Annotated in this window: 23 protein-coding genes; 8 read left to right on the forward strand and 15 right to left on the reverse strand. The window is 60.0% G+C overall.

Features of this window, described 5'->3' with window-relative positions; translation table 11 throughout:
- Positions 1–163: 163 nt before the first annotated feature.
- The 14 genes from galE to potE form a co-directional block, all read right to left on the reverse strand.
- Complete coding sequence (gene galE, locus AC3IUA_RS15075; RefSeq protein ID WP_489362125.1) at positions 164–1,246, reverse strand: UDP-glucose 4-epimerase GalE; 1,083 nt, start codon at positions 1,244–1,246, stop codon at positions 164–166.
- A 115-nt stretch (positions 1,247–1,361) separates the two neighbouring features.
- Positions 1,362–2,780 (reverse strand): oligosaccharide flippase family protein, encoded by a 1,419-nt coding sequence (locus AC3IUA_RS15080; protein WP_489362126.1) that lies wholly within the window; start codon positions 2,778–2,780, stop codon positions 1,362–1,364.
- 13 nt (positions 2,781–2,793) lie between these two features.
- Positions 2,794–3,747: a glycosyltransferase family 2 protein gene (locus AC3IUA_RS15085; RefSeq protein WP_489362128.1), complete on the reverse strand. Its 954-nt coding sequence runs from the start codon at positions 3,745–3,747 to the stop codon at positions 2,794–2,796.
- 17 nt (positions 3,748–3,764) lie between these two features.
- Positions 3,765–5,078, reverse strand: coding sequence for an O-antigen ligase family protein (locus AC3IUA_RS15090; protein ID WP_489362130.1), 1,314 nt, complete (start codon positions 5,076–5,078; stop codon positions 3,765–3,767).
- Complete coding sequence (locus tag AC3IUA_RS15095; RefSeq protein ID WP_489362131.1) at positions 5,075–6,187, reverse strand: glycosyltransferase; 1,113 nt, start codon at positions 6,185–6,187, stop codon at positions 5,075–5,077. The genes AC3IUA_RS15090 and AC3IUA_RS15095 overlap by 4 nt, the downstream gene beginning before the upstream one ends.
- Positions 6,184–7,269, reverse strand: a complete 1,086-nt coding sequence (locus AC3IUA_RS15100; protein ID WP_489362133.1) for a glycosyltransferase — start codon at positions 7,267–7,269, stop codon at positions 6,184–6,186. Before AC3IUA_RS15100 ends, AC3IUA_RS15095 begins: the two co-directional genes overlap by 4 nt.
- A 10-nt stretch (positions 7,270–7,279) precedes the next feature.
- The gene (locus tag AC3IUA_RS15105) at positions 7,280–7,987 is read right to left on the reverse strand and encodes a WecB/TagA/CpsF family glycosyltransferase (RefSeq protein ID WP_489362135.1); all 708 of its coding nucleotides are present in this window, start codon (positions 7,985–7,987) and stop codon (positions 7,280–7,282) included.
- 26 nt (positions 7,988–8,013) lie between these two features.
- Positions 8,014–9,405: an undecaprenyl-phosphate glucose phosphotransferase gene (locus AC3IUA_RS15110; protein WP_489362137.1), complete on the reverse strand. Its 1,392-nt coding sequence runs from the start codon at positions 9,403–9,405 to the stop codon at positions 8,014–8,016.
- Positions 9,406–9,546: 141 nt separating this feature from the next.
- On the reverse strand, positions 9,547–11,796 hold the full coding sequence (locus tag AC3IUA_RS15115) for a GumC family protein (protein WP_489362139.1): 2,250 nt from the start codon (positions 11,794–11,796) through the stop codon (positions 9,547–9,549).
- Between the two features lie 2 nt (positions 11,797–11,798).
- The gene (locus tag AC3IUA_RS15120; protein ID WP_489362141.1) at positions 11,799–12,338 is read right to left on the reverse strand and encodes a polysaccharide biosynthesis/export family protein; all 540 of its coding nucleotides are present in this window, start codon (positions 12,336–12,338) and stop codon (positions 11,799–11,801) included.
- 12 nt (positions 12,339–12,350) lie between these two features.
- Entirely contained in the window at positions 12,351–13,511 is a 1,161-nt protein-coding gene (locus tag AC3IUA_RS15125) for an outer membrane beta-barrel protein (protein ID WP_489362143.1), read from the reverse strand.
- 155 nt (positions 13,512–13,666) lie between these two features.
- A complete protein-coding gene (rfaH, locus tag AC3IUA_RS15130) occupies positions 13,667–14,185 on the reverse strand; it encodes a transcription/translation regulatory transformer protein RfaH (protein WP_489362145.1) in 519 nt (172 codons plus the stop codon).
- 608 nt (positions 14,186–14,793) lie between these two features.
- Positions 14,794–15,699, reverse strand: coding sequence for an amino acid ABC transporter substrate-binding protein (locus tag AC3IUA_RS15135; protein ID WP_489362147.1), 906 nt, complete (start codon positions 15,697–15,699; stop codon positions 14,794–14,796).
- Between the two features lie 45 nt (positions 15,700–15,744).
- On the reverse strand, positions 15,745–17,085 hold the full coding sequence (gene potE / locus AC3IUA_RS15140; RefSeq protein ID WP_489362149.1) for a putrescine-ornithine antiporter: 1,341 nt from the start codon (positions 17,083–17,085) through the stop codon (positions 15,745–15,747).
- Between the two features lie 265 nt (positions 17,086–17,350).
- Between potE and AC3IUA_RS15145 the strand changes: the two genes are divergently transcribed.
- From AC3IUA_RS15145 to AC3IUA_RS15175, 7 genes are all read left to right on the forward strand, one after another.
- Positions 17,351–18,331, forward strand: a complete 981-nt coding sequence (locus tag AC3IUA_RS15145; RefSeq protein ID WP_489362151.1) for a quinone oxidoreductase family protein — start codon at positions 17,351–17,353, stop codon at positions 18,329–18,331.
- Between the two features lie 14 nt (positions 18,332–18,345).
- Positions 18,346–19,194, forward strand: coding sequence for a TauD/TfdA dioxygenase family protein (locus tag AC3IUA_RS15150; protein WP_489362153.1), 849 nt, complete (start codon positions 18,346–18,348; stop codon positions 19,192–19,194).
- Between the two features lie 78 nt (positions 19,195–19,272).
- Entirely contained in the window at positions 19,273–20,325 is a 1,053-nt protein-coding gene (locus AC3IUA_RS15155) for a beta-keto acid cleavage family enzyme (protein ID WP_489362155.1), read from the forward strand.
- 104 nt (positions 20,326–20,429) lie between these two features.
- Positions 20,430–21,761: an MFS transporter gene (locus AC3IUA_RS15160; RefSeq protein ID WP_489362157.1), complete on the forward strand. Its 1,332-nt coding sequence runs from the start codon at positions 20,430–20,432 to the stop codon at positions 21,759–21,761.
- Positions 21,758–22,420 (forward strand): DsbA family oxidoreductase, encoded by a 663-nt coding sequence (locus AC3IUA_RS15165; RefSeq protein ID WP_489362159.1) that lies wholly within the window; start codon positions 21,758–21,760, stop codon positions 22,418–22,420. Before AC3IUA_RS15160 ends, AC3IUA_RS15165 begins: the two co-directional genes overlap by 4 nt.
- Positions 22,417–22,743, forward strand: a complete 327-nt coding sequence (locus tag AC3IUA_RS15170) for a Rieske (2Fe-2S) protein (RefSeq protein WP_489362161.1) — start codon at positions 22,417–22,419, stop codon at positions 22,741–22,743. The genes AC3IUA_RS15165 and AC3IUA_RS15170 overlap by 4 nt, the downstream gene beginning before the upstream one ends.
- Complete coding sequence (locus AC3IUA_RS15175) at positions 22,740–23,750, forward strand: YeiH family protein (RefSeq protein ID WP_489362163.1); 1,011 nt, start codon at positions 22,740–22,742, stop codon at positions 23,748–23,750. The genes AC3IUA_RS15170 and AC3IUA_RS15175 overlap by 4 nt, the downstream gene beginning before the upstream one ends.
- 165 nt (positions 23,751–23,915) lie before the next feature.
- Here AC3IUA_RS15175 and AC3IUA_RS15180 read toward each other — a convergent pair whose 3' ends face one another.
- Positions 23,916–24,971, reverse strand: coding sequence for an AraC family transcriptional regulator (locus tag AC3IUA_RS15180; protein ID WP_489362165.1), 1,056 nt, complete (start codon positions 24,969–24,971; stop codon positions 23,916–23,918).
- 277 nt (positions 24,972–25,248) lie between these two features.
- On the opposite strand from AC3IUA_RS15180, the gene AC3IUA_RS15185 reads away from it, so the two are divergent.
- Entirely contained in the window at positions 25,249–25,815 is a 567-nt protein-coding gene (locus tag AC3IUA_RS15185) for an RBBP9/YdeN family alpha/beta hydrolase (RefSeq protein WP_489362167.1), read from the forward strand.
- The last annotated feature ends 51 nt before the right edge of the window (positions 25,816–25,866 follow it).

A 25,866-nucleotide genomic window follows, 5' to 3' on the forward strand; every position in this document is an offset into this window, starting at 1 on the left:
TCGGAAATAGCGTTGGCAGGTACGCCGTTGAGCACGATGCTGTCACCAGGAACGTTGCGCTTCAGGCGGCAACGACGGGCAACGTTCTCGGTACCAGGCCATCGGATAGCTGCCGGGTTTCTGGACTTCTCCATTGAGGTGGAACGAACGGCAGGCGATCAGACTAGATCGATCTGATTGGCAGCGCTCTTGGCGCCGTAGGTGTAGAGGCCAGTAATTCGGGTTGGGAGCGGTATCCATACGGATTACCCGACTGCCATCGCCAGGTGTCGACGATCATCTGCATCAGGTCGCGCTGTGCGCACCAACCCAGCTCGCGCCCTGCCTTGGTGGGGTCGGCCCAGCATTCGGCGATATCGCCGGCGCGGCGCGGGGCGAATCGGTAGGGGATGGTAATACCGGTAACGCTCTCGAAGCTGTGGATTATCTGCAGCACGCTGTAGCCAATGCCTGTTCCCAGGTTCCAGATGTGGATGCCTCTACCGTTGTGCAACGCCTGCAGCGCTTTGAGATGGCCATCGGCAAGGTCGACCACATGGACATAGTCGCGCACACACGTACCATCGACGGTGGGATAGTCTCTGCCGAACACCGTGAGTTCGGGCATTCGGCCAATCGCGACCTGCGTCAGGCACGGCAGCAGGTTGTTGGGCCTGCCGTTCGGGTCTTCGCCGATCAGCCCGCTTTCGTGCGCGCCAATCGGGTTGAAGTAGCGTAATAGAGCGATGCTCCAGCGTGGATCGGACAAGGACAGGTCGGTGAGCAACTCTTCGATCATCAGCTTGGTGCGGCCGTATGGATTGACCGGTTTGCCGGTGGCCACGTGCTCGCCAATCGGTATCTGTGCGGGTTCGCCATAGACGGTGGCCGACGAGCTGAACACCAGCTTGAATACTTCGGAACGGGCCATGGCCTGGCATAGATTGAGCGTGCCGGCAACATTGTTGGCGTAATACTCCAACGGTTTTCGAAGGCTTTCTTCCACGGATTTGAAGCTGGCAAAATGCACCACGGCATCAATGTCGTAGCGGCTGAAAATGTCGTCGAGCACGTTCGTATTGCGAATATCGCCCTCGATGAAGTCGACTCGGGTATGGGTCAGTCGCTCCAGTCGCGCGAGCGACTCTCGGCAGCTGTTACACAGATTATCGAGCACCAGCACGCGTTGGCCGGCGTCGATGAGGGTCAGGGCGGTATGGGAGCCGATGTAACCGGCCCCGCCAGTAATCAGCGTGGTTTTGCGCATGATGAGGCGTTCCTGTCACGAGGGGATTGGATGAGTCAGGGGAATGCGGTCTGGGCAGGGGAAAGGTTGTTCGGGGCATCCGGAATTGACTGAGGGAGGCGCTACGCCACTGAATTCAGCGGGCGGTGAAAACCGATTTGAATTCTTGCGGCCAGCGCGGGTGCATGACGCTATACGCCACGGCATAACTCAGCGCGCCAACCAGGATGCTGCAGATCAGGTGCAGATAGCCTTGAAGATCCAATCGGGAAGAAACCATCAGGACGATCGCTGCCATGACGAGCGAAGCAATCACGCTGCGATAGTTGGTTTCGAAAAACAGCCGCCAGCCATAGCCGATTGCGCTGTTCAACCCGCGGATTTGCAGTGGCGTGATGATTGCCATCCGGGCCAGCAGGGCCAGGGCGGCGGCCATCCCGCCATAGAGGCTGGCGAAGCTATAGACCAGCGCCAGTGCCAGTGCCGTGGTTGCCACTTCGGCCTTGATGGTCAGGTGGCTGCGATTGACCGCGACCAGTGCGGTCGTGGCGTACATGGCGGTATTGCCGATGGCTGCCGCGCATGCAAGCACTTGCAGCAGGGGAATGGCCTCGGTCCATTTGGCGCCGAAGATCAACAGGATCAGGTCGTGCGCCGTGAGTGCGATGCCGATGAACAGGGGCGTCAGCAGGAAGCCGCTGACGGCGGTCGAATCGCTGATGATCGCGCGCAACCGTAATGGATCGGCGCTGCGCCGGGCAAACACCGGCAGCGCATAGCTCATCAGACCGTGATAGATCGCCGTACGCGGCAGATCGATGATGCGCATCGCCATGTTGAACATGCCAACCGCGTTGGTGCCGGCCGTCATGCCCAGGACCACGTTGACGCCGCGCTGTAGCGTTTGCGAACTCAGCGCGTTGACGGCAACCGGTGCGCCGGCCTTCAACAGTTCGCGCAAGAACGGGCCGTCAATGTAAAAGGCGATGCGTCGCGGGTCTGCGCGCATCAATACGATGATGGACACGAACTCCATGATCAGTGCCTGGGCAATGACCGCCCAGGCCCCCAACCCCCAAAGCGCGACAGCGATGCCGCCGACACCACCACACACCTTGCCCCGTAGCGTGCGCGAGGCCAGCATCCTGAAGTTGCCGCTACGGCGCATTTGCGCCACATAGACCCGCGCCATCATGGTGAACAGGATTTTCACCGAAGCCACCGCCGTCATCCATTGCAGCACCGGGTCGGCCGTGTACAGCATCACCGCGCCCGAGATGACGACGATGGACACCAGGCTGGCGAGTACCGCCGCCCAGAAGGCCGTGGCGATGTGTTTGTCCTCCAGCCGCTCGAGTCGTACCAGCGGGTCTTCCAGAACCGATGAATACACCAGGCCGATCAACTCGACGATGGCAATGATGACCGTGCCCACACCCAACTCTGCGGGCGACAGCAGCCTGGCATACGCGACAAAGGTAATCATCGACAGGAAGATCAGGCCGAACTTCTCGGTGAAAATCCAGATCAATGTGACCAGACGGTGATTGGCCATGGCGGACACCGGTTCAATGAGCGGTGGTTGACGCAGTCGCCTTGGCCAACGATCTGGCGCGGGCATAGAGGTAGCGCAAGGTCGGTTTGCCGTTGGCGAAGATCAGCGCTTGCCAGGAATATTCCAGCATTCGCCGGTACACGCTGATCACCCCCTCATGCTCGCCGCATCGGGAAAATGCATTGAGAAAATCGGTGTGGTTGCCCAGCACGAAATCGATCCGTTGCTGCTTGCTTAGCTGCGCGCCATAGCGGGCGAGGTACACTTCGATGAACCTGATCTTGTTCTGGTAGTACTTTTTCGGTTGTGCGGTCATGTTGCCGCTGTTGACCGTGCGCTCCAGCAGCACCTGTGGCACCGTGTGGATCTCCCAGTGTTCGGCGATTCGGGTCCACATGAAGCGGTCTTCGGAGTAACGCAGGCTGGCATCGAAGCCACCGAGTTGCATGATCACGTCGCGCTTGACCAGCGCGGTGGATACGCCATTGACGACGTTGGCGTGGATGAAATCGTAGAAATGCCTGCCGTTCTTGCGCCGGTTGTCCAATTGCCGTCTGCCGTCGCTGTAATTGACCTGCGTGTAGCAGTCGATCAACCCCACCTGCCGTCCCTGACGACTGAGTTCGTCATACAGGGCCAGTTGTTGCTCCAGCTTTTGCGGACGAAATTGGTCATCGGCATCGAGAAGCGCCACAAAAGTCTCTTCAGCGTGCTGCAATCCGTGGTTGCGGGCGCTGGCCTGGCCTTCGTTGGCTTGCTGCAACAGCGTCAGGCGAAACGGCGCCGCGAAGTCTTTGACCCGTTGTGGTCCGTCATCGGTGGAACCATCGTCGACGACGATGACGTGATCGGGCAGTCGGGTTTGCCCGACCAGGGACGCCAGTGTTTGCTCAATGCTGTCGGCGCCGTTGTACATCGGGATCACGACGCACACTGAATGCGGTAAAGGGGGGGCTTGGTCTGGCACAGGTGTTTCTCCTTTTGTTACGCCTTGGCTGAATTGCGCGGTAATGCCCCGCCAGACGGACGCTGACGCAGGGTTGCCGGTGACAACTCGGGGTATGTCGCGGGGTGATGCCGAAAGGAAAGGGCCAGGGTGCAGAACACCAAAAACTCGGCGCAGCGATAGTTGGGAATCACGTACGCCACATAGTTGGTGACGATGAACAAGCCGATGATCACCAAGGCGCTGGCGCGAAACGGTGCCGATTGGTCAGCCGTCACGGCCCGATATTGTTTGATCAGCGCTTCGCCCAGCATGAGGATCAGCGCCGTCAGCTGTACGACGCCGCCGTTGAGCAGGGTTTCCATGTAGCCACTGTGGGCGTTTCCAATGTAGCCCCAGCGGGTAATGAACGCATCGGCGCTGCGGCTGGACCAGAAGGCGCCGAAGCCGTAGCCCTTGATGAACTCGGCATCGATCATCGGAGTGAGAATGTCCCAGATCAGCGTGCGATCGGTGAGTGACGGGTCACGACCGACCACCCCCAGCAACAGCGAGTAGTTGGCGTATAGAAACAGGCAGATCAGCAAGTAGATGATGGTGGTACCGAAGAACGCCGACAGCGAGCGGTTGATGCGCAAACGGATCAGCGTGAGGAAATACCAGTAGCTCGCCGTGCCGGCAACAATCAATGCTATTGCTGTGGCAGATTGGGCCAGCACAATGGCGATCAGCGAGAACAGCGAGTAGGTGATGGCCCAGGGGTTGCGCTGGCGGATCAGCGGCAGCAGTAACAGAATGGCAATCGCATTGATCCGGGCGCCGGCATTTTTCTCCGGGAAGATCCCTTTGAACGCACCGTCGCGGATTCCGCCGGAAATGAATGCGATGTCGGGCCTCATCACTGCGAAAATCAACCCGATCAACGCCGCGGCGCCGATAACACAGCCGAGCATGAAGGCGATTTTTTCAATGCTGTAGTTATAGGCGATGAAACCTGCAAAAAACACCACGCTGATCATCGCGATAAAACGTTTGAAGCTCAACAGAGGGTCGTTGGACCAGCTGATCGACACTGCCACGCAAAGCATGAACAGCAGCACAAAGCAGTTTTTCCGGTAAAAGCTTTTGCGGATGAAGACCTTGTTGCGGATGAAGAAAAACAGCGGTACCAGCAGGGTGATCAGACCGCAGATCTGGTTGACCACGTTGCCTTCGAGGTCTTTTTCGGCGACGCCCAGATTCGACGCATCACCCAGCCCGAGAAAAAACGTGATGACCTGGAAGTAGAACAGCACCCCGAACAGCGCGAAGGCGTCGCGCAGGGTGGAATACCTGACTTCCAGCTTTTTCATGACGGCTGGCTCCCAAGCAACGCGGCGAGATAGGTTTTCGCCGCGCAGGCGCTGGCGAAGCGGGCCGCGGCATCGATGCGGGCCTGGCGATTTGAATCGCGCGGCAACCTCAGTTCCAGGGTGATCGCCTGCGCCAGTGCGGCGGGGTCGTCGACGGCCACCAGCGGAGCGACCGCGCCATCGTCGAGAATATCCTGGGGGCCATAGGGGCAGCAGGTCGCCACCACCGGAGTGCCCGTGGACAGGGCTTCGACCAGCGCGTTGGGACTGCCCTCGAAACGCGACGACAGCACAAAGCAATCGGCCGCTGCCACTTGCGCCAAGGGATCATTGGTATAGCCCGGCAGATCGAACCGATCGGCCACGCCCAGGGCGTGTGCCTGCTCGAGCAACCGGGCCCTGAGCGCGCCTTCGCCGAAAATGATCAATCGGCTGCTGAGATCGGGCAGCCGGGCAAATGCAGCGAGCAATACGTCAAAACCTTTTTGCCGAGCCAGGCGACCCACGGCGACAATCACCGGGGTGGATTTTTCCAGCAGCCAGCGGTGGCTGGGAAGCCCCGGCGGCTTGTCGCGAAAGTCGTTGTCGAGGACCGGATTGTCGGCGATGGTGACATCCTGCCGGCGCGTAATAGTGGTGTCGACCAGGTCCTGGGCGACGCCGCGCGAAACGCAGATCACCGGGTTGGGGATGAGCCGATACAGCAGGGGTGCCAACAGGTAGGCGACCCGCACCCTTAATGCGGGGTTGACGTGTTTGTCGTAGGAAAACGCGTTGCGCTCGCTGACGTGCAGGCGCGCCAGGGTACCTGACAGCGCGGCAGCAGCGATGGCCACCACGTTGACATGGGTGAGGGCGGCCAGTTGCGCGTCAAAGCGATTGTCGCGAAGAAATCGTGCCAGTGCCGGCACCGCACTCGAGCTGCGCAGACTGTGCAATTCGACCTTTTTCACCCGCGGGTCGAGGTGCGCCGAGTTCACACCGCCGCCGGTGAGCATCAACAAGGTAACGTCATTGCCTGCGTCAGCCAGCGCACCGGCGAGGCGCACCATCATTTTTTCGGCCCCGCCGGCGCTCAAGTCGTGCAGAATAATCAGCAGCTTTTTCATTGGTTCCATACCTGGTAGTACGCCTGCGCCGCATGCTGACTGGTGTACTGGCGGACCGCATCGGCGACAAGGTGCTCGCTGTGCGCCGCCCGGCCCTGCAAGGCCAGGCTTTGCCGCATGCCTTCGGCCAGCGCCGGTACATCGTTGACTGTGACCAGGCGGCCAAGGCGGCCGTTATCAAGCAATTCCCTGGGCCCGGTTTCGCAGTCACAGGCCAGCACTGGCGTACCCAGTGCCAGGGCCTCAATCAGTACCGTCGGCAAGCCTTCACGCAAAGAACTCAGGACGAACAGCCGCGTATGCCTGATCAATGGGTAGGGGTTACTCAGGAACCCGGTGAAATGCACACGGCCCTCGATGCCCAGGCGGCCTGCCTGTGAGGTCAGCGCGGCGAGCTCCGGGCCGTCGCCGGCGATCACCAGATCGGGCAGCGCATCGCTGCGCAAGGCCATGGCATAGGCGTCGAGCAGCAGGTGAAAGCCCTTCAGTTCCACCAGCCGGCCCACCCCCAACCAGTATTCGGCTGGCAGGCTGGTGAGCAAGGGCGCCTGTGCGGCACTGAGCAGTTGTTCGGTGACCACCGCGTTGGGGCAATAACGGATACGCTGGCGACCCCAGGGCATCCATTTGGCGAGGGACTGGCGCAGGCCATTGGAAACCGTCACCACCTTCCCGTTGCCGCAAAGGTACAACGCGTAGAGCAGGCGCAGGCTGGTGGGGCTGGTCCTCTGTTCGCTGCAATCGAGTGCCGCGTGGCGGGTATAGATGACCTTGCATGGGCGACCCAAGGTGGCAAACCAGGTGCAGAGGTTGGCTTGTTCCTTGGCGGCGATGAGGTGGGTCACACCCTCACGGCGAATGATCCGGCGCAGCAGTACGATGGACTTGAGCAGGCCGACGATGCCACTGCCACCGCCATTGAGGGTTGCAGCCCCAACGTCGTCCGGAGTATCGCCATTCATGACGAAAAAGCCGACCCGCTGGCCATCCTTGAGAAATTGTCCGGCCAGGCGTTGCTGGACTCGCTCGACGCCACCATCCGCCTTGAAGTCCTTGAGGATAAACAGGATGTGCATGGTCATTACCCGGCGCTCAGGGTGCAGTGATGTTGATCGCCACTTTGTGCCGAACGATCATTTCCGACAGATGAATAAAGTTGCTCGGGTAGTCGACCAGGTAGCGCTTGATGGTGTGCGGTTCGCGGTACATTCGATAGAACGCGCGCAGATGCAGGCGGTTGATCGGCTCCGGGTAGTAATGATCAGTGGCCATGGCCTCCTGGCGAATGAAGCCGCCACAGGTGAATGCCACACCGCTGAAGCCCGCGTGCAGGGCATCCTCCACGAACTGCTCTTGCAGCCCGGCACCGAGGCCGACGATCAGGATGTTCGCTTCGCTGCGGCAGATGTCTGCTTGAATGCACGCGGCCCGTGGCGCATCGAAGTAGCCGTGGTGCTGACCGGCGATCATCAACGCCGGGTAGCGGAGCTTGATCTTGTTGATGAACAGCTCCAGCTCGGCTTGCCTGGCACCGACCACATACACACGCTTGCCGTGTTTCTCGGCGTAACTGAACACCGGATCGGCGATGGAAGTGAAGTCGAAGCTGACCCGGCCGATCGTCCGGCCGGTAACGCGAGACATAAACACAGACATCAGCAGGCCGTCGCAAAAATAGGCAATGGTGTTCGGGCGCTGGTCGAAGAAACTGCCGATGGAGGCAAAATTAATGAAGGAAAATGCCTTGTTGGCCTCCAGCAAACCCGGTGTGTATTGCTCAATCAATTCCAGCCTGATCATGGGCTGACTCCCGTTCGGGCACGATGTCAGTAGATGTTTTTCGAGAACAACGTGAAGGGCGTCTTGAGCAGGATCTTGATGTCCAGCCACAGCGACCATTGGTTGATGTAGTTGAGGTCCTGGGCGACGCGCTGTTGCATTTTTTCCAGGGTCTCGGTTTCGCCTCGATGCCCGGTGATCTGGGCCAACCCGGTAATGCCCGGTTTGAGACGATGACGGGCCATGTAGGCACGCACCTTGCCGGTGTAGTAAATATTGTGAGTAACGGCATGCGGTCGGGGGCCGACAAGGGCCATTTCACCGAACAGCACATTGAACAGCTGCGGCAGCTCGTCGATGGAACTGCGGCGCAAAAAGCGCCCAAGCGGGGTGATGCGGTCATCCTCACGAGTGGCCTGGCGCACATCAGGGTCGTCGTGCAGGCGCATCGAACGGAACTTCCAGACCTTGATCACCTCGGCGTTGCAACCGTGACGGCTTTGCTTGAACAACACCGGACCGGGTGAGGAGAGCTTGACGGCCACAGCAACGCCCAGCAGCAACGGACTGAGCACAATGATGGCCACGGCGGCCAGGCTGCGTTCGAATAGATCCTTGAAGAGCAGGCTGCCGGGGTGCGAACTGATCAGGCTTTCGTTGAGGTAGATTGCCGGCATTCGCTCTATTTCCGAGATCGACTGGTTGAGCAGCACCATACTGCCGAAATCAGGGATCCAGACCACGTCGACGCTCATGTCCAGCAGATCGATGTACAGGGCTTCAATGATTGCCGCCTGGGCCATCGGCAGGACGATATAGACGCGGCGTACTTCCAGGCGAGTGATGATCTCGCGAATCTCGTCGACGCGGCCCAGCAGCGGCAGAATGCTCGGTGCCGGGCCGGTTTGGTCGGCGGCTGCGATGAAACCCAGCACCAGTGCGCGGTTCGGTCTGGAAAGCTTCTTGGCCAGCTTGTGTGCGGTTTGGCAGGTGCCGATTATCACCGAGCGGCGCTCGTTGCAGAGCTTGCGCGAATACCGCCTCGCAAGGTAATGCAGGGGCAAAAAACTGACGGCCTGGATCAGGAAACCGAGCACGGCCCAGACGATGATGACCTGGCGCGAGAAAATCACGCTGGTCTGGGATATGAAGGCAATGGTGATCAGCACGGCGAGCAGGATCAACCAGGCGGCCAGTAACCGGCCGAGCCCGGACAATAGCCCATGACGCTTGTGATAAACCTCCATGACGCTGTAGATCGGCACTGAGCCGAGGACAGTGAGAATCATCAGAATGCGGTATTCACTGTTCAGACTGCCGACGCGCCAGTACACCAGCAGCATGAGCAGCAGGTTGACCAGACTGAGCGCGCACAGCCACTGGCCCCAGAAGGTCAGGCCTCGGCGGTGGGCCATTTGCGCGGAATAGTGCGATGTCATCGGCTCAATCTCTCGTTATGCATCGGCGCCGATCGGGTGCTGGATGCCCTCGCTCCCGCACGCTGGTGTTTGGCTCGAATGAGCTGAAGCAGGTTGTGTTGATGGCTGGAAGGGGGCTACAGCAGGCTCAGGCTCCCGGTGTTATCGAGACAAGTAGTCGGAGTTGCTGAACGTGTCGCCATGGCTGTAGCCATACTTGCGTGCCTTCCTCAGGTCAACCTGGTTGAGCACCACCCCAAACACCGGCGAGTGGCTCTGCTGCAGCATGGCGAGGCACTTTTGCACCTGGTTGACCGTAGTGCTTTCAGCCTTGACCACGTAGATCACCACGTCCGAATGCTTGGCCAGCAACAGCGAGTCGCTGACCATCCGGGCGGGCGGAGAGTCGATGATGATGTGCTGGTACCGCGACTTGAGCGCCTTGAGCAAGGGGGCCAGGCGTGGCGAACTGAGCAGATCCAGCGGGGCCGGCGAAAGCTTCCCTGCCGGCAGCATGTCGAGATTGCCCACCGTACGGATACAGTCTTCGAGCCGGGCAGTGCCAGCGATGATGTTGGCCAACCCCGGGCTGTCTGGTGGAAAATCGAAGTTCAGCGAAAGGGTCGGTTTGCGCATGTCGGCGTCGATCAACAGGACCCGTTCCAGGGGCGAGAGCGAGCATGCCAGGTTGTTGGCGATGGTGCTTTTGCCTTCACCGGCCACGGTCGAAGTGACCAGCACCACCGGCGACGGCATGTCGCCGCCGTGTAACATCAGCCAGGTGCGCAGGTTGCGAATGGTCTCGCAAAAACGCGGATGGTCGTTGTCGTCGAACAACCGTGCCAGTTGCCGGCGGCTTTTCTTCGTGACCAGCGGCACCACGCTGAGCAGGGGTATGTTGAGCGTGCTTTCAATCGTTTCGTCGGTATTGAAGGTGTTGCTCAGGGTTTCGAACAAGAAGGCCAGCGCAATGCCGATCACCGCAGCCACGAGTGCGACAATCGCTACTATCAGGGTTTTACGGGGCTTGCTCGCTTCTAAAGGAGCAATCGCAGGGTCGACGATACGTGCCTTGGTTGAGTCAATGTCTGACGTGGCCGCGGTTTCCTTCAAACGAGTGATGAAGGTCTCATACAGCGCACGGCTGCTGTCGACCTCACGCTGGAACTCACGCAGCTGGAACTCCTTGCGCGAAATGTCCTGTAGTTGCGCCTTGTTGCTGTTGAAGGATTTACGCAGCGAGGCTTCATTGGCCTGGGTTAGCTGGTATTCCCGTTCGATGCTGGCAACCACTTGTTGTACCTGTAGACGCAGGCTGGTGGTGGCAGTACGCAACTCAGCGAGAGCAGCGAGCAGGGTCGGATGTTTTGGACCATAGCGCCCCGACAACTCCTCGACCCTGGATTGTGCCTTGGCCTGTTCAGCCTGGAATTGCTGCACCAAAGGGTTACTCAAGACCGCGGGCACGCTGGAGAGCCGGCTCAGGTCGCCGTTGCTCAGGGCCTGCACCTGGCGGAACTGGCTCTCGGCTTCGGCGCGGTTACGGCGGGCGTCGATCATGCGGTTGCTGGTCATTTCCAGTTCGTTGGCGCTGATGGTAGCGACACCGTCGACGTCGACCAGACCTTGTGCTTCCCGGTAGCCCTGAAGCTTTTTTTCGGCACTGCGCAGGTTGTTGCGCAACTCGATCAGGCGTGAGTTCATCCAGCTGGTGGTGGTCTGAGAGGACTTCAGGCTGTTGTCGAGCTGGCTATCGATGAAGCCGTGGGCAAGCGCGTTGGCGGCAGCGGCAGCCAGACCAGGATCGGGCAGCTCCACCTGGATTTCGATGAGCTGGCTCTTGCCGACGAATTTGATGCTGGTACGCCGCATGAGGTTTTGCGTGACTTCATTGAAAACCTCTTCTTCGGTGGGTACGAGCTGCTGCACTGGCGTCAAAAAACCAAGTTCTGGTAGCCATAGGTCGAGGTCAAGGTTTGCCAACCACTTGCGCGGCGTGAACCATGGCTGCGGTTGCTGGCGTGGGTCGGTGACCGGGTGGGTGGTGAGGTTGAGCGTTTTGACCGCGCGTTCGGCCAGGTCCCGCGATTGCAGGAGCGCTTGTTGTGTCTGCAGGTAATCGACGGCATTGCTGGCCGACTCCGTTACTTGCTGGAAGGCCAGCAGCGGTGGGGTTTTTTCCTTGATCAGCAGGGTGGCGCTGCCGATGTACTGTGGGGTGATGAGGGACACCGCGGCCATTGCGAGCGCACAGCTAAACAGTACCAACCAGACGATGTTCCATTTGGCGCGCCAGATCACCCTCCACAGTTTGAGAAAATCAAGGGTGTCCTGTTCTTCGCTGTGCGGCTGATGCAGCTGCAAATGCGGCTGGAGCGGACGCTCGACGTAGGTGCTGGGGCTGTTGTCCATGATTAGAAAAAGCCTTGTGCAATGGAGATGGTGTCACCGGGGGCAATGACGGTGTTGCGCGTGACCGTGTCGGTCAGGGGCGGGCTGCCATCGCCGCGCACGATGGTCACGCGCTTGATCGAGGCCCGCTCGGTCAGGCCACCGCCCAAGGCGATGGCTTTTTCCAGGGTCAAACCAGGCTCGAACGGATAGCTGCCGGGTTTCTGCACCTCGCCATTGATGTAGAACGAGCGGTAGGTGATCAGGCTCAGGCTGACCTTGGGGTCGACCAGATAACCTTGCTTGAGCCCGTTGACGATGATCTTTTCGACCTGATTGGGGGTAAGCCCCCTGGCGGCAATCTCACCCAGAAACGGGTAGGAAAACGTTCCGGCATCGTTGAGGCGGATCTCCTTGAAACTCAGGTCCCGCTCACCGTATACGGTGATGCGCAGCACATCGCCAGAGGCCAGTTTGTACTGGACCCCGGGGTCTGCGGCATAACACGCGGGCAACAGCAGCAGCAACAACACGAACAACAGGCCAAGGATGCGTGAGTTCATGAAGAAGTCCTCTTACAGACTTACGGTGAAGCTGATCAGGAAAATGTTGCGGGTGAAGCTTTGATTGTCGGCATCGGAGTCGTCGTCGCGGTAGCGATAGCCGAGCTCGATATCCAGCCAGCGGCGCATCGCGTACACCAGGGCCAGGTTGAGGTCACGAAGGTCGTCGGTGCGGTCCTGGCCCTCGTAGACATAGCGGCCCAGCCCGGCTTCGGCCACCGTGGTGATCCGTTCGGTCCAGCCATGGCGCCAACCGAGCTGGGCATAGGTGGACTTGACGGCGTCAGCGCCATCGTCGCCCTCGGCCATGGCTTGGCGGGCAAGCAGGGAAAAGGTCGAGTAAGTTCGTGGTTTCCATCGCAGGTCCACCTGCCAGGTGGGATTGTCGAGGTCGTTGACATCACTGTCATCGAAGTTCTTTCGCTCATAACCAACGCGGACCTTACCGGTAGTGCGTGCGCTGAAGTCCCATTCGGCACCGGCAAGCACTGCGTCGGATTTACTATCGAGGCGGCTGTCGGATTCGATGTAGTCGAAAATGGTGTGGTCGTACTCCAGCAGGCCACGGGTGTTGCTGCCTATGCGGTGGTACCAGGTCGTGGTCAGGCCGGTGGTATTGCGCTCTTTGTCGTCGTTGATACCGTCGGAGTTGCCGTAGCGCAGTTGAGCGTAACTTGCCCCCAGATCGATCTGATTGGCAGCGCTTTTGGCGCCGTAGGTATAGAGGCCACCAACGCGGCCACTGCGGATCTTGTCGTTGATGCCATCGACCGCGGTCGAATACGTACGCTCGTATTTACGCCCTTCCACGTCAAGTTTCAGGCGATGACGGTCGGTGAACTCCATGATGCTGTCCACCCGTACCCGTTGGGCTGTGTACGAGGCATCTGACTCGTCATGATAAATGTACCGCGCTGGCTGCCAGGTCAGTCGGGTGGCACTGTTGCGGTCTTCAGCCTTGAGTTCGAAGGAGGGCGCCAACTTGGTCACCAGCGAGGACTGGGAGTTTTGGTCCAGTTCGCGAAAGTTGTCGTCATAACTTTCTGCGAGCTGCAGCGTTGGCGTGAAGTTGAGTCCATAGAAATCAATAGGCTGCGGAGCGAGGCCCCAGGCCATTCCAGGCCATGAAAAGGCCATGATCAGTGCGAAAGGGCCCTGTGACTTCAATGCCATGTCATTGCTCCTGCAGCAATAGTTCTCTCGAACAGTGCAAAACAGCGATTCAGTTTGTTGATTGATTAATGATGCTGGCGCTGGATGTCTATTTTAAGTTGATGTTCACATCCCAATGACAGGCATTTCAAAACTATAAATCGCGACATATATAATCAAGATTGCTGTCGTTCGAGGTTACTCAATGGAACACGGACCTGCTGTTCTCGATTTAGAAACTGAAGCAAAATCATGACTCGCTCGGCGCCGACCATTGATAAGAAAACACCTTCGAATGTCGACAGTGGGCCACGGATTATTTGCAGCGTTTCGCCAGGCGTGAGTGCGTGGGTTGCAGGCAGTTCCAGTGGTTTAAAGCACCGCGCGCGCAGATGCTCGATGACAGGATCGGCCACTACTGCCGGGCCGTGATTGAAATCGACAACTCGGCTGACGCCGCGAGTAGAACGCAACGGGCCCCAGTTGTCGTCATGGCTCAGCTGAATGAAAAGATACCCGGGGAAGAGCGACTCCAGGGCCTTATGCGGCTTGCCGCGAATGAGGCGCTCACTGACGATTTGCGGGCGAAATATCACATAGTTCTGTCGCAGCAGGTTGATCTGGGCCCGTCCATCCTGGCGCGGCTTACACTGCAAAAGATACCAATTGGAACCAGGGGTGCTAACTGTTCGCATGTTGGCAAGCTCCGTATATGGCGAATGGTCAAGCACCCGACTGCTCGTGCAGTAGGGATGCCATTAAGCTTGTGGCAGTTCTATCAAGGCCCTGGAATAGTGCAAAACATCCGTGTCTAATTCTTATTAACGGGGGTGTGTATCAATAATGAAGCGAGTGACGGGGGTTGTATCAATAATGAAGCAAGTGATCGCGGGTAAAGGTGGAAAATTTCGAGGACAAAGCTACCGCACGGTCCGGACATTCGGCCCATTAAAAACAATCAATTCAATCGCGGCCTGAATGCCAGGATCGGCGGATATCGATAAAAGTTACACGCTCGTCCCACGCCCATACTGAAAGGCCGATGTATTTATCGACCACTCAAGGCAGCCTGTCAAACGCTACCCGTCAAAAAACAGGCCTTCTATCAAATAGTTGGCTTCGTAGTTATTAACCATCTGTTTTATAATGTTTTTTTCTTTCGTCGTGCCGATGGAACTTTTAGCTCAGTTAAAAGTCAACGTTTGACGCAACAGATGCATTAAGGCAATAGCCAAGCGTTAATAAGAAGTATTTGAAATATCCGGGTTTTTTTCGTTCTTCGGTAGATCAGCAATGCTCTGTCCTATGGCAGCGCATAGACCTTGAATAACTTCTTGTCCGTATCGCTGGCGCCGCCCAGGTACTCTTCGTAGGCCTGCTCAATCTCGCCCGAACGGTACATTTCACTCAGCGTGGTATCGACCAGCAAACGGAAATCCTCATCGTCTCGTTCCACCACCATTGCGGTCGGTGAGTATTCAAAAATACGCTCCAGCAGTATCAGATTTCCGGCGGGGTAATCCTTACCGAGGAGGTTCTTGAGCAACATGCGCTCAGAGAAGAAAGCATCGGCTTTGCCCTCGGCGACCCGCTTGAGGCCTGCGTCGGTGTTTTCGACCGTGACCAGTGTCGCCACCACACCGAGCAAGCGCATCTGCTGACGGATCCACGCCTCGGTGACTCCGCCAGCGGTGGCGGCATAGGTCTGGTTGGCCAGGCCACGGTTGACGGTCGCGCGCCAGGTCGGACCGCTATGGGCCGCCTTGCCGTTGAGCACATTCAGCAGCGCTTCGGGTGCATCCTCACGCACCACTGTCGAGAGGCCGGCCGTGTAGATAGGCACCGAGTAACTCACCGTCTTGCGTCGTTCCAGGGTTGGCGGTGTCGGCGTACAGAGGATATCGACCTTGCCCGAGCTGACGGCGCTGATCTCATCGGCGAGCCTGACTGGCTGGTAGCGCACCTGCAACGCCGGCAAACCCAGGTCGGCCTTGACCTTCTCGGCGATTTTCAGGCACAGCTCGATGGCATAACCGCTGGCCTTGTCGCCCTCCTGATTGCTGAACGGTGCGAAGTCCGGCAGGTAGCCCAGGGTGAACGTGTTGCTCGCGCGTACGCGCTCAAGAGTATTGGCACTGGTCAGTACCGGCACCAGCGTGAGCAGCCAGGCAAGCAGCAGGTGGGTGGGTTTGCTCAGTTGTACGTTCATATCCTGGTTCCCTGTCAGATGTCTGGGCAGTCCTGAAGACCCCGCCTAAGGATTGCCGGCCCTGGCCTGAGCGGTTGGCGACTCATCGATAAAGCGCTTGGCGAGGAAGCCATAGAGCAGGTAACCGAACGCAAGGACCAGGGTGGCACCGAACACCGCGTCTTTGCCGCAGGCATACAGGGCATACAACGAATAGGCCATGGCGATCAGCAATACCAGGGTGTTGCGGGTGTACACAGACGAGGCTGCCTGGGCCTTGTACATGATGACCAGCAGGCCGGTGAGGGCGGTCACGTAGGGAATCAGATTGGTTACCGCCGCCAGGCTGACCAGTTTGCTGAACTGGGCGCTGGCATTGGGCGAAATGGTCGACAGGGCCATCACGGTCTGCAACACGCCACAGACCATCATGCCAATGATTGGCGCATTCCGGGCGCTGACCTTGCTGAACAGTTTCGGGAACATACCCTGGTCGGCGGTCATCTTGGCCGTTTGCGCCAGGGTGAACTGCCAGCCCAGCAGCGAACCGATACAGGCCATCACCGCCAGCGCCATGATGAGGTTGCCGATCGCGGGATTGAACAGGCGCGCGTAAACCAGAGCGAAGGGGGCCGATGAGTTGGCAAGCTCGGCGTTGGGAATGATGCCCTGGATAACCGTCGTCGACAGTACATAGACTACCGCCGCGCCGAGGGTGCCGAACAAGCAGGCCAGCGGCACGTTGCGCTTGGGATCTTCCACCGCATCGGAAGCCTGGGCGGCCGACTCCATGCCGAGGAAAGCCCAGAGCGTCAGCGGGATCGTCTTGCCGATGGCCTCGGAGAGCGGCAGATGGTTCGGGTTCCAGGCGGCGGCCAGCACCTCGGGCTTGAACCAGAACCAACCGATGAGACTCAAGCCCGCCACCGGGACGATCACCCCCCAGACGCTGATCGAGCCGATCCTGCCGGTGATGTTCGGGCCACCGAAGTTGGCGACGATGGTTAGCCAGATCAGCCCAACCGTGCCGATGAACAGCGCAGTGGCGCCGCTGCCCAACCAGGGTACGAAGGACGTCAGGTAACCCACGGCGGAGATGGCGACGGCCACGTTGGCGATGGCGAGCGAGAGGAAGTACAGATACGAACAGAGGAAGAACCCTGACTTGCCATGGGCCTCTTCGGTATAGGCCGACAGCCCTCCCGAGCGCGGACAGAAAATGCCGCATTGGGCGAAACAATAGGCAATGGCCATGGAGCCAATCGCGGTGATCAGCCATGACAGCAGCGAGACAGCCCCGAGTTGAGCCATGCTCGTCGGCAGCATGATGATGCCCGACCCCATCATGTTGACGGTCACCAGTGTGGTGAGCCCCACAAGGCTCATTTTCTTGCTCGAGTCGGCCATCGGAAACTCCTTGCGCTGCCCAAAGCGTTGACCCACTCCAGCGGTTGATTGCCTCTGGCAGTCAGCATAGACGCCGGACAGGCAAGTCGTTCTCGCAGTCTGTTGAGGAACGATGGACCCGACTGAAACGACTGCCCCTGTGGCAATGGCCTTTGTCACGAAATGAAAAGCCATTGTCGTCTGATGAGAAGCGATCAGGCAGCCTGCGGCCTACAGTCCAATCAGCGCAATTCACGCCAAAATCGCAGATTGGAGAAAAACAGGCATGGCCAAAGCCGTACGCTTCTACGAAACAGGTGGTCCCGAAGTCCTTCGCTATGAAGACGTCGAGGTTGGCGAACCCGGCCCGGGACAGGTTCGTCTTCGTCATGTGGCTGTCGGCCTGAACTATGCCGACACCTACTTTCGCAATGGTACCTACCCGATCCCGCTGGCCAACGGCATGGGGGTCGAAGCATCCGGTGTGGTGCTGGCGGTCGGCGAGGGTGTAACCCATGTGGCGGTTGGCGATCGCGTCACCTACACCGGTTTTCTCAACACCCTGGGCGCCTACAGCACCGAGCGTTTGATCCCGGCCGCGCCGCTGATCAAATTACCGGAAACCATCAGCTTCGAGACCGCCGCGGCCATGACCATGCGCGGCCTGACGTCATCGTACCTGATGCGCCGCATTTACAATTTCAAGGTCGGCGACAGCATTCTGCTGCACGCCGCCGCAGGTGGTGTCGGTCTGATCGTCTCGCAGTGGGCCAAGCTGCTCGGCTTGACGGTAATCGGCACTGTGTCCACCGAGGCCAAGGGCGAAATCGCCCGGGCCCATGGGTGCGACCACGTCATCAACTACAGCCACGAAGACGTTGCCAAGTGCGTTCGCGACCTGACTGACGGCGTCGGCGTCAACGTGGTGTTCGACAGCGTCGGCAAGAATACCTTCATGGGTTCTCTGGATTCGCTCAAGCGCCGCGGCCTGATGGTTTGCGTGGGTACGGCTTCCGGTCCGATCCCGGCCTTCGACCCGGTAATGCTGGCGATGAAGGGTTCGCTGTTCCTGACCCGCCCGGCGTTAGCCGACTACATCGCCGATCCGGCGGAGAAGGCCGCCCTGGCCGGTGAGTTGTTCGATCACGTCGGTAGCGGTCGAATCAAGATCGAGATCAACCAGCACTATGCATTGCAGGATGCCGTGCAGGCCCATCGTGATCTGGAGTCGCGCAAGACCACCGGCTCGTCGATTTTCGTCATTTAAGGGAGCTACCTGCCATGAAAGTCGAACAATTGACCAGCAACATTGGCGCGGAATTAGTCGGCGTCAACCTCGCCGACGCCCTCCATGACGAGGGTCTTTTTACCGAGATTCGTGCCCAGTTGCTCAAGCACCGGGTGGTGTTCTTGCGCGACCAGGACATCAGCCGCGCCGAGCACGTCGCCTTCGCCCGGCGTTTCGGCGAGCTGGAGGATCATCCGGTGGCCGGCAGTGACCCGGATCACCCGGGCCTGGTGCGCATCTACAAGAACCCGGACCAGCCGATGGATCGCTACGAGAACGCCTGGCACACCGACGCCACCTGGCGTGAGGCCCCGCCGATGGGGTGTGTGCTGCGGTGCGTGGAGTGCCCGCCGGTGGGGGGCGACACTATGTGGGCGAACATGGTGGTGGCCTACGAGCGTCTACCCGATGACGTGAAGGCGAAGATTGCCGACCTGCGCGCCCGCCACAGCATCGAGGCGAGCTTCGGCGCGGCCATGCCGATCGACAAGCGCCTGGCGCTCAAGGCCCAGTATCCGGACGCCGAGCACCCGGTGGTGCGCACTCACCCGGAAACCGGCGAAAAAGTGCTGTTCGTCAATGCCTTCACCACCCACTTGAGTAACTACCATACCCCCGAGCGGGTGCGCTTCGGCCAGGATGCCAACCCTGGCGCGGCCGACCTGCTGCGCTACCTGATCAGCCAGGCGTACATCCCCGAGTATCAGGTGCGCTGGCGTTGGAAACCCAACAGCATCGCCATCTGGGACAACCGCAGTACCCAGCACTACGCCGTAATGGACTACCCACCTTGCCATCGCAAGATGGAGCGCGCCGGCATCATCGGTGACAAGACTTACTGATCAACCGCTTCTGCATTCGCATACGCGCCTGCCCGGCACGGCCGGGGGAGCGGAAAACCATAATAATAGGAGTAGCTCATGCAATTCTTCGACGATTCCCTGCACCCTGAAAACATGGAAAAGGTGGTCATCACCGTCGCCCCGTACGGCCCTGAATGGATGCCGGAAGACTTCCCCGAAGACATTCCGCTGACCATGGACGAACAGGTGCAGAAGGCTGTCGATTGCTACGAGGCCGGTGCCACCGTATTGCACCTGCATGTGCGCGAACTGGACGGCAAGGGCTCCAAGCGCCTGTCCAAGTTCAACGAACTGATCGCCGGCGTCCGTGAAGCCGTGCCGGACATGATCATCCAGGTCGGCGGCTCGATTTCCTTCGCCCCCGAAAGCGATGGCGAAGCCGCCAAATGGTTGTCCGACGATACCCGCCACATGCTGGCCGAGCTCACGCCAAAGCCGGACCAGGTCACCGTGGCAATCAACACCACCCAGATGAACATCATGGAGCTGCTCTATCCGGAATACCTGGAAGGCACTTCCCTGGCTAACCCGGCCTTTCAGGCCGCCTACAGCGAGATGACCGTACCGGCCGGCCCGGCCTGGGTCGAGGAACACCTGCGGCGCCTGATGGCGGCCGGCGTCCAGCCGCATTTTCAACTGACCGGCATGCATGCGATGGAGACCCTCGAGCGCCTGGTACGCAAGGGCGTCTACAAGGGGCCGCTGAACCTGACCTGGATCGGCATCGGCGGTGGTTTCGATGGCCCTAATCCGTTCAACTTCTTCAACTTCGTCCACCGTGCGCCGGACGGCTGCACCCTGACCGCCGAGTCGCTGTTGAAGAACGTCCTGCCATTCAACGTCATGGCGCTGTCCATGGGCCTTCACCCGCGCGTGGGCATCGAAGACACGATCATCGATCAGAAGGGCAAGCGCTTCAGCTCGGTGCAGCAGATCGAGCAGACCGTGCGCGTCGCTCATGAGCTGGGCCGCGAAATCGCCACCGGCCAGCAAGCGCGCGAGATCTATCGCATCGGTGTGCAGTATCAAAGCATCGAAGAAACCCTGCTGGCCAACGGCATGTCGCCAAACCGCAAGGCTGGCCAGAAAGGCGTGCCGCAACGCGGCTGACCGGCAGCGGGCGAGAGGCCGACGGCTGCTCGCCCGCTGCATTGGCACAAGGTCGACATGCCCTACAACAATAATAAGTAGCAGCAAAACCCCGAGGAGGCAGCATGGCCTTTCACCCCAGTGCAGCAGACGATGACGAGCCAGGCTCGGTCGGTGTTGCGCGTAAATACGCCTGGATCGTCTTCGCGTTGACGTTCGGCCTGTTGATTTCCGACTACATGTCGCGGCAGGTGCTCAATGCCGTGTTCCCGCTGCTCAAGAGCGAGTGGGCGCTGAGCGACAGCCAACTCGGCCTGCTCAGTGGCATCGTCGCCTTGATGGTTGGCCTCTTGACGTTTCCCCTGTCGCTGATGGCGGATCGCTTTGGGCGGGTCAAAAGCCTGGCGTTGATGGCGCTGCTGTGGAGCCTGGCCACTCTGGGCTGCGCGCTGGCGCAGGATTACCAGCAGATGTTCATTGCCCGCTTCATGGTCGGCGTCGGCGAAGCCGCCTACGGCAGCGTCGGTATCGCGGTGGTGATCTCGGTTTTTCCCAGACACATGCGCGCCACGCTCTCCAGTGCCTTTATGGCGGGAGGCATGTTCGGTTCGGTATTGGGCATGGCCCTGGGCGGAGTGATCGCCGCCAAGCTGGGCTGGCGCTGGTCGTTCGCCGGCATGGCGCTGTTCGGCCTGCTGCTGGCGGGGCTTTACCCGATCATCGTCAAGGAAGCGCGAATCGCCCCACAGCGCGCCGCCATGGCCGCGAACAAGGCCGTTGCAGCGGTCAAGCGTCCGTTGCGCACGCTGTTTTCCAGTCGTTCGGTGATCGGCGCCTATGTCGGCAGCGGCTTGCAGCTGTTCGTCGGTGGCACCGTGATCGTGTGGATGCCGAGCTACCTCAACCGTTACTACCAAATGGGTGCGGACAAGGCCGGTGCTGTCGCGGCGATCATCGTGCTGTGCAGCGGTGTGGGGATGATTCTCTGTGGCATGCTCAGCGACCGTCTGTGTCGCCAATCGCCGGAACGCAAGATCGCCCTGGCCATCGCTTACTGCCTGGGCAGCTGCCTGCTGCTGACGCTGGCTTTTGCCCTGCCGGCGGGGTCCGCCCAACTGGCGTTGATCTGCCTGGGCATGCTGTTTGTCGCCGGTACTACCGGGCCTGCCGGGGCAATGGTTGCCAATTTGACCCACTCTTCAGTCCACGGCACTGCCTTCGCCACGCTGACCTTGGCCAACAACATGCTGGGGCTGGCTCCGGGGCCGTTCATCACCGGCAAGGTGTCCGATTTCATCGGTTTGCATGCAGCCTTCCAGTTGGTGCCACTGGTCAGCATCGCCGCGGCGGCGGTGTTCTTTTACGCCAAGTGCCACTACCACAACGATATTGCGCGGCTTAAGGGCGATAGCGTCAGTGACAGGGCCGATAAAGCGGCATACGGGGTGAAATCGTGAGTCGTCGTTTGCATATCGATGTGTTCTTCGACTTCATCTGCCCCTGGTGCCTGATCGGCAAGCGCCAACTGGAGCTCGCGCTGGCCCTGTTGCGCAGCCAGCAGCCGGATGTCGAAATCACGCTGGCGTGGCAAGGGGTCCAGCTGCTGCCACAGTTGCCGGCAGAGGGTGAACCCTTCGCCGAGTTCTATCTGAAGCGCCTGGGCAGTGCCGAAACCGTGCGCATGCGCCAGGCGCAGGTACAGCAGGCCGCCGCGGCGGTCGGGCTGTCCATCGACCTGAGCGGCATCGGCAAGATGCCCAATACCGCCGACGCCCATCGCCTGCTGGAGCGCGCCAACTCGCTTGGCAGCACGGCGCAGCGTGAGGTCCTGCTCGAACGGCTGTTTGCCGCCTACTTCCATCACGGTGAGGACCTGGGGTGCCGTGACACCTTGATGGCCATCGCCAAGTCGTGCGGCTTCGACGCCGCCGCCGTGGCCGACTGCCTGCAGGGTGACGCCAGCCCCTTTGTCGGCAACACACGGGCTGCCAGCAGCGTGCCCTGTTTTCACTTCGACCGTCGCTTGACGATCGCTGGGGCACAGCCTGCCGAGGTGCTGCTCGGCGCCATGTACGAAGTGCTGCTTCATAGCGAGCTCGAGCGGCAGCCGTCATGAGTCTGCGCATACCGGTGCCTGCCGGCAAACTCCCGCAGGCCGGTGGCCGCGCGCTGTTCGAAGTCGATGGCAGAAGCCTGGCGTTGTTCAACGTCGAAGGGGGGCTCTATGCCATCGACGATAGCTGCCCGCACCAGGGCGCCTCGCTGTGTGGCGGGCGCCTCGATGGGCGGGTGATTCAATGCTGTGCCCATGGCCTGCGCTTCGATCTGCGCAGCGGCTACTTGCTCAACTCCACCAAACTCAAGGTCGCCAACTATCCGGTCGAGGTAGTCGACGGCCAGGCATTCATCGTTATCGTCCCCGAGGAGTCCGCGCCATGAGCGCCATTGCTCTGAGCAGCATCCACAGCCGAACGCGCGAACTGGCGCCGGGTTTTATTGTCAGCCTGATCGTTGCGGCGGCGGCGACTTTCCTCTCCGAGCACTACGGTGCGCCGGTCATGTTGTTTGCCTTGCTGCTGGGCATGGCGCTGAACTTTCTCTCCGGCGAGGGCCCGTGCAAGGCCGGCATCGAGTTCACGGCGCGCACCGTGCTGCGCATTGGCGTAGCCCTGTTGGGCATGCGGATCACCCTCGAACAGATCGCCGCGCTGGGCTGGAAGCCTGTTGCCCTGGTGGTGATCCTGGTGGTGGTGACGATTGGTATCTCGGTGGTGGCGGCCAAGGCGCTCGGCTTCCAGCGCCTGTTCGGCATGCTCACCGGAGGGGCTACCGCGATCTGTGGCGCCTCGGCGGCGCTGGCCCTGGCCGCGGCGTTGCCCAATCATCCGCAGAAAGAGCGCGCCACACTGTTCACCGTGATCGGTGTATCGGCGCTTTCCACCGCGTCGATGATCCTTTACCCGATGATTGCCAACTGGTTTTCATTGTCGCCACAAATCGCCGGGGTGTTCCTTGGCGCCACCATCCACGACGTCGCCCAAGTGGTCGGCGCCGGCTACAGCATGTCCACCGAGACCGGCGATACGGCCACGGTGGTCAAGTTGATGCGTGTCGCCATGCTGCTACCGGTGATCCTCTGCGCCGCCATGATCACGCGTATGCAGGGCGCCGACCCGACGGCCAAACGGCCGCCGCTGCTGCCCTGGTTCGCCGTCGGTTTCCTGCTTCTCGCCTGCATCAACAGCACCGGCTGGGTTGCCCCGGCGGTGCAGGACTCCGTCAACGAGCTGTCGCGCTGGAGCCTGGTGGTGTCCATCAGTGCCTTGGGGATGAAGACTCAGCTCAAGGAGCTCGCCGCGGTCGGTATCAAGCCGATCCTGCTGATGGTGGGGGAAACGGTGTTCCTCGCGGTCCTGGTGCTGCTGTTGCTGCACTGGGGGCTGTAAGCCCTGCTACGGGTTGCACCCTCTTGCGCCCGCACTGCGTTTACTTCATGGCGCAGTGGGGCACTCGACCGGAGCCACAGGCACCGGTTCCTTTGCGGCGACTGTGACGGCAGTCGCCGTTTTTTTTGATTCCCGGTCCCCCATGCGCACGGCGCACCGGCTCCCTCAGGGCTCTGTGCGGTCGGGAAGGGTGCCTGTTTCAGTCGGCGCTTTGACGGATGGTTTTTTTTGCGTGCTACGCCAGGACGCCGGCGGCATGCCGAACTGCGTGATGAACCAGCGGGTAAAAGAACTCGCCATGGAATATCCCAGCATGTCGGCAACCTGGCTCAGCGAATAGCTCGGGTTCTCCAGGTAGCGCAACACCAGATCGCGACGCACGTCGTTGATCAGGTCATTGAAGGTGCAGTCATCTTCTTTCAGCCGGCGCTGCAGCGTGCGCACGTTCATGCCCTGGGTCTGGGCGATCTGCTCGATGGTGGCGCGTCCCATGGGCAGCAGCAAGTAGATGGCCTTGCGTACCTCGAACAGGGTCGAAGGTCCTTCATCGCGTTGCAGCGAATCGAGATAACGCTGGGCGTAGCGTGCCATACCCTGATCGGCATGGGGATTGGTGATGTCAAGGTTGGCGTCAGGACAGACAATGCCATTGAACTCGCTGCCGAACTCCAGATTGCACCCAAACAGCCGGCGATGCAGTTGCAGATTATCGGGGGGCTGGTGGGTGAAGTTGACGCTGTAGGGGTGCCAATGCGTTCCGAGCAGTGCGGCGCACAGGCGGAACATCACCCCGATTGCCAGTTCATTGGCCTGTCGGCAGGGCATCGGCGACCCGGTGACCACCTCCTCGCGGATGATCACCATTCTGCCCGCTTCCTCGACGAAGATCGCCAACGAGTCGTTCATCAGATGACGGTAATGCACCAGCACCTGTAACGCATCACGCAGCGTTCGTTGATGGGTGAGCAGCAGGCTGACAACACCAAAATCGGAGAGCTGGCGTGACTCGGCCATGCTCAAGCCAAAGGACTGGCAACCGCTGGCATAGGCCGAGTTTTCCAGCAGGCGCACCGCCGCATCGATGGGAATACGGTGCTCGGGGGTTTGCAACAGGGCTTTGCTCAAACCGACATCGGCCAGCAGGACCTGTGGGTTCAACCCCAGGTGCTGCGCTACCTCCAGGTAGTTGGTCAACACGGCGGCGCGTACGAGCTTGGTCATGTAGGAGCTTTTTCTTGTTGTGGTTGCAACCGAAATTAACGTGACTGGCTATATCCAGCAAGTCATGAAATGAAAAGTTCTGGATGTGAGCTGCGCGTTGACTCCCGTATTTTTTTGCGCCCCAAGGCAAATCGGCGCAACGAGAAATTTGTCATCAAAAGAAAAGTCACTGACGTCAAATGATAAGCGCGCAGGAGGGGGGCTCTTTAATGTCGGCACTACAAAAAGAGTCTGGCGAAACAGCCAGTCGAGTCATCGAGAAGACGAAGGTGTTCACGTGAACAAATTGCAAACCGCCGCAACCGTTCTGATCGTACCGGGCCTGCGCGACCATGTTGCCGAGCATTGGCAAACTCTGCTTGAGGCCAGGTTGAGCAAGGTACGCAGCGTGCCACCCCTTGAAACCGACAAGCTCGACTGCGCCGCTCGCGTGCGTGCCCTCCAGCACGAACTTGCGCAGATCGACGGGCCGGTGATTCTCGTCGCTCACAGCGCCGGTGTGCTGATGGTCGCGCACTGGGCAGCCCGGCACAGCGGCCCGATCAAGGGTGCTCTGCTGGTCGCGCCGCCCGACCTCGATGCTACCTGGCCGCAGGGCTACCCAGCCCCACAAACCCTTCGAGCCAATGGCTGGGCCCCTCTGCCCACCGGCGCGCTCCCTTTTCGCAGCCTCGTGGCGGGCAGCACCAACGATCACCTGGCCAGCCTGGAGGCAGTCACCCGTATGGCCCGCGACTGGGACAGCGAACTGCTCAACCTCGGCGAAGTCGGCCACCTCAATCCGGCTTCGGGCTTTGGCCACTGGCCGCAGGCCGAAGCACTCATTCTGGAACTGGATCGCTAGTCAGGCACCTGGCCGGTCGCAACGCGTCCGGTAATTGCTCTAACGCGTGAA

Source organism: Pseudomonas sp. KH_050, from assembly GCF_057838875.1.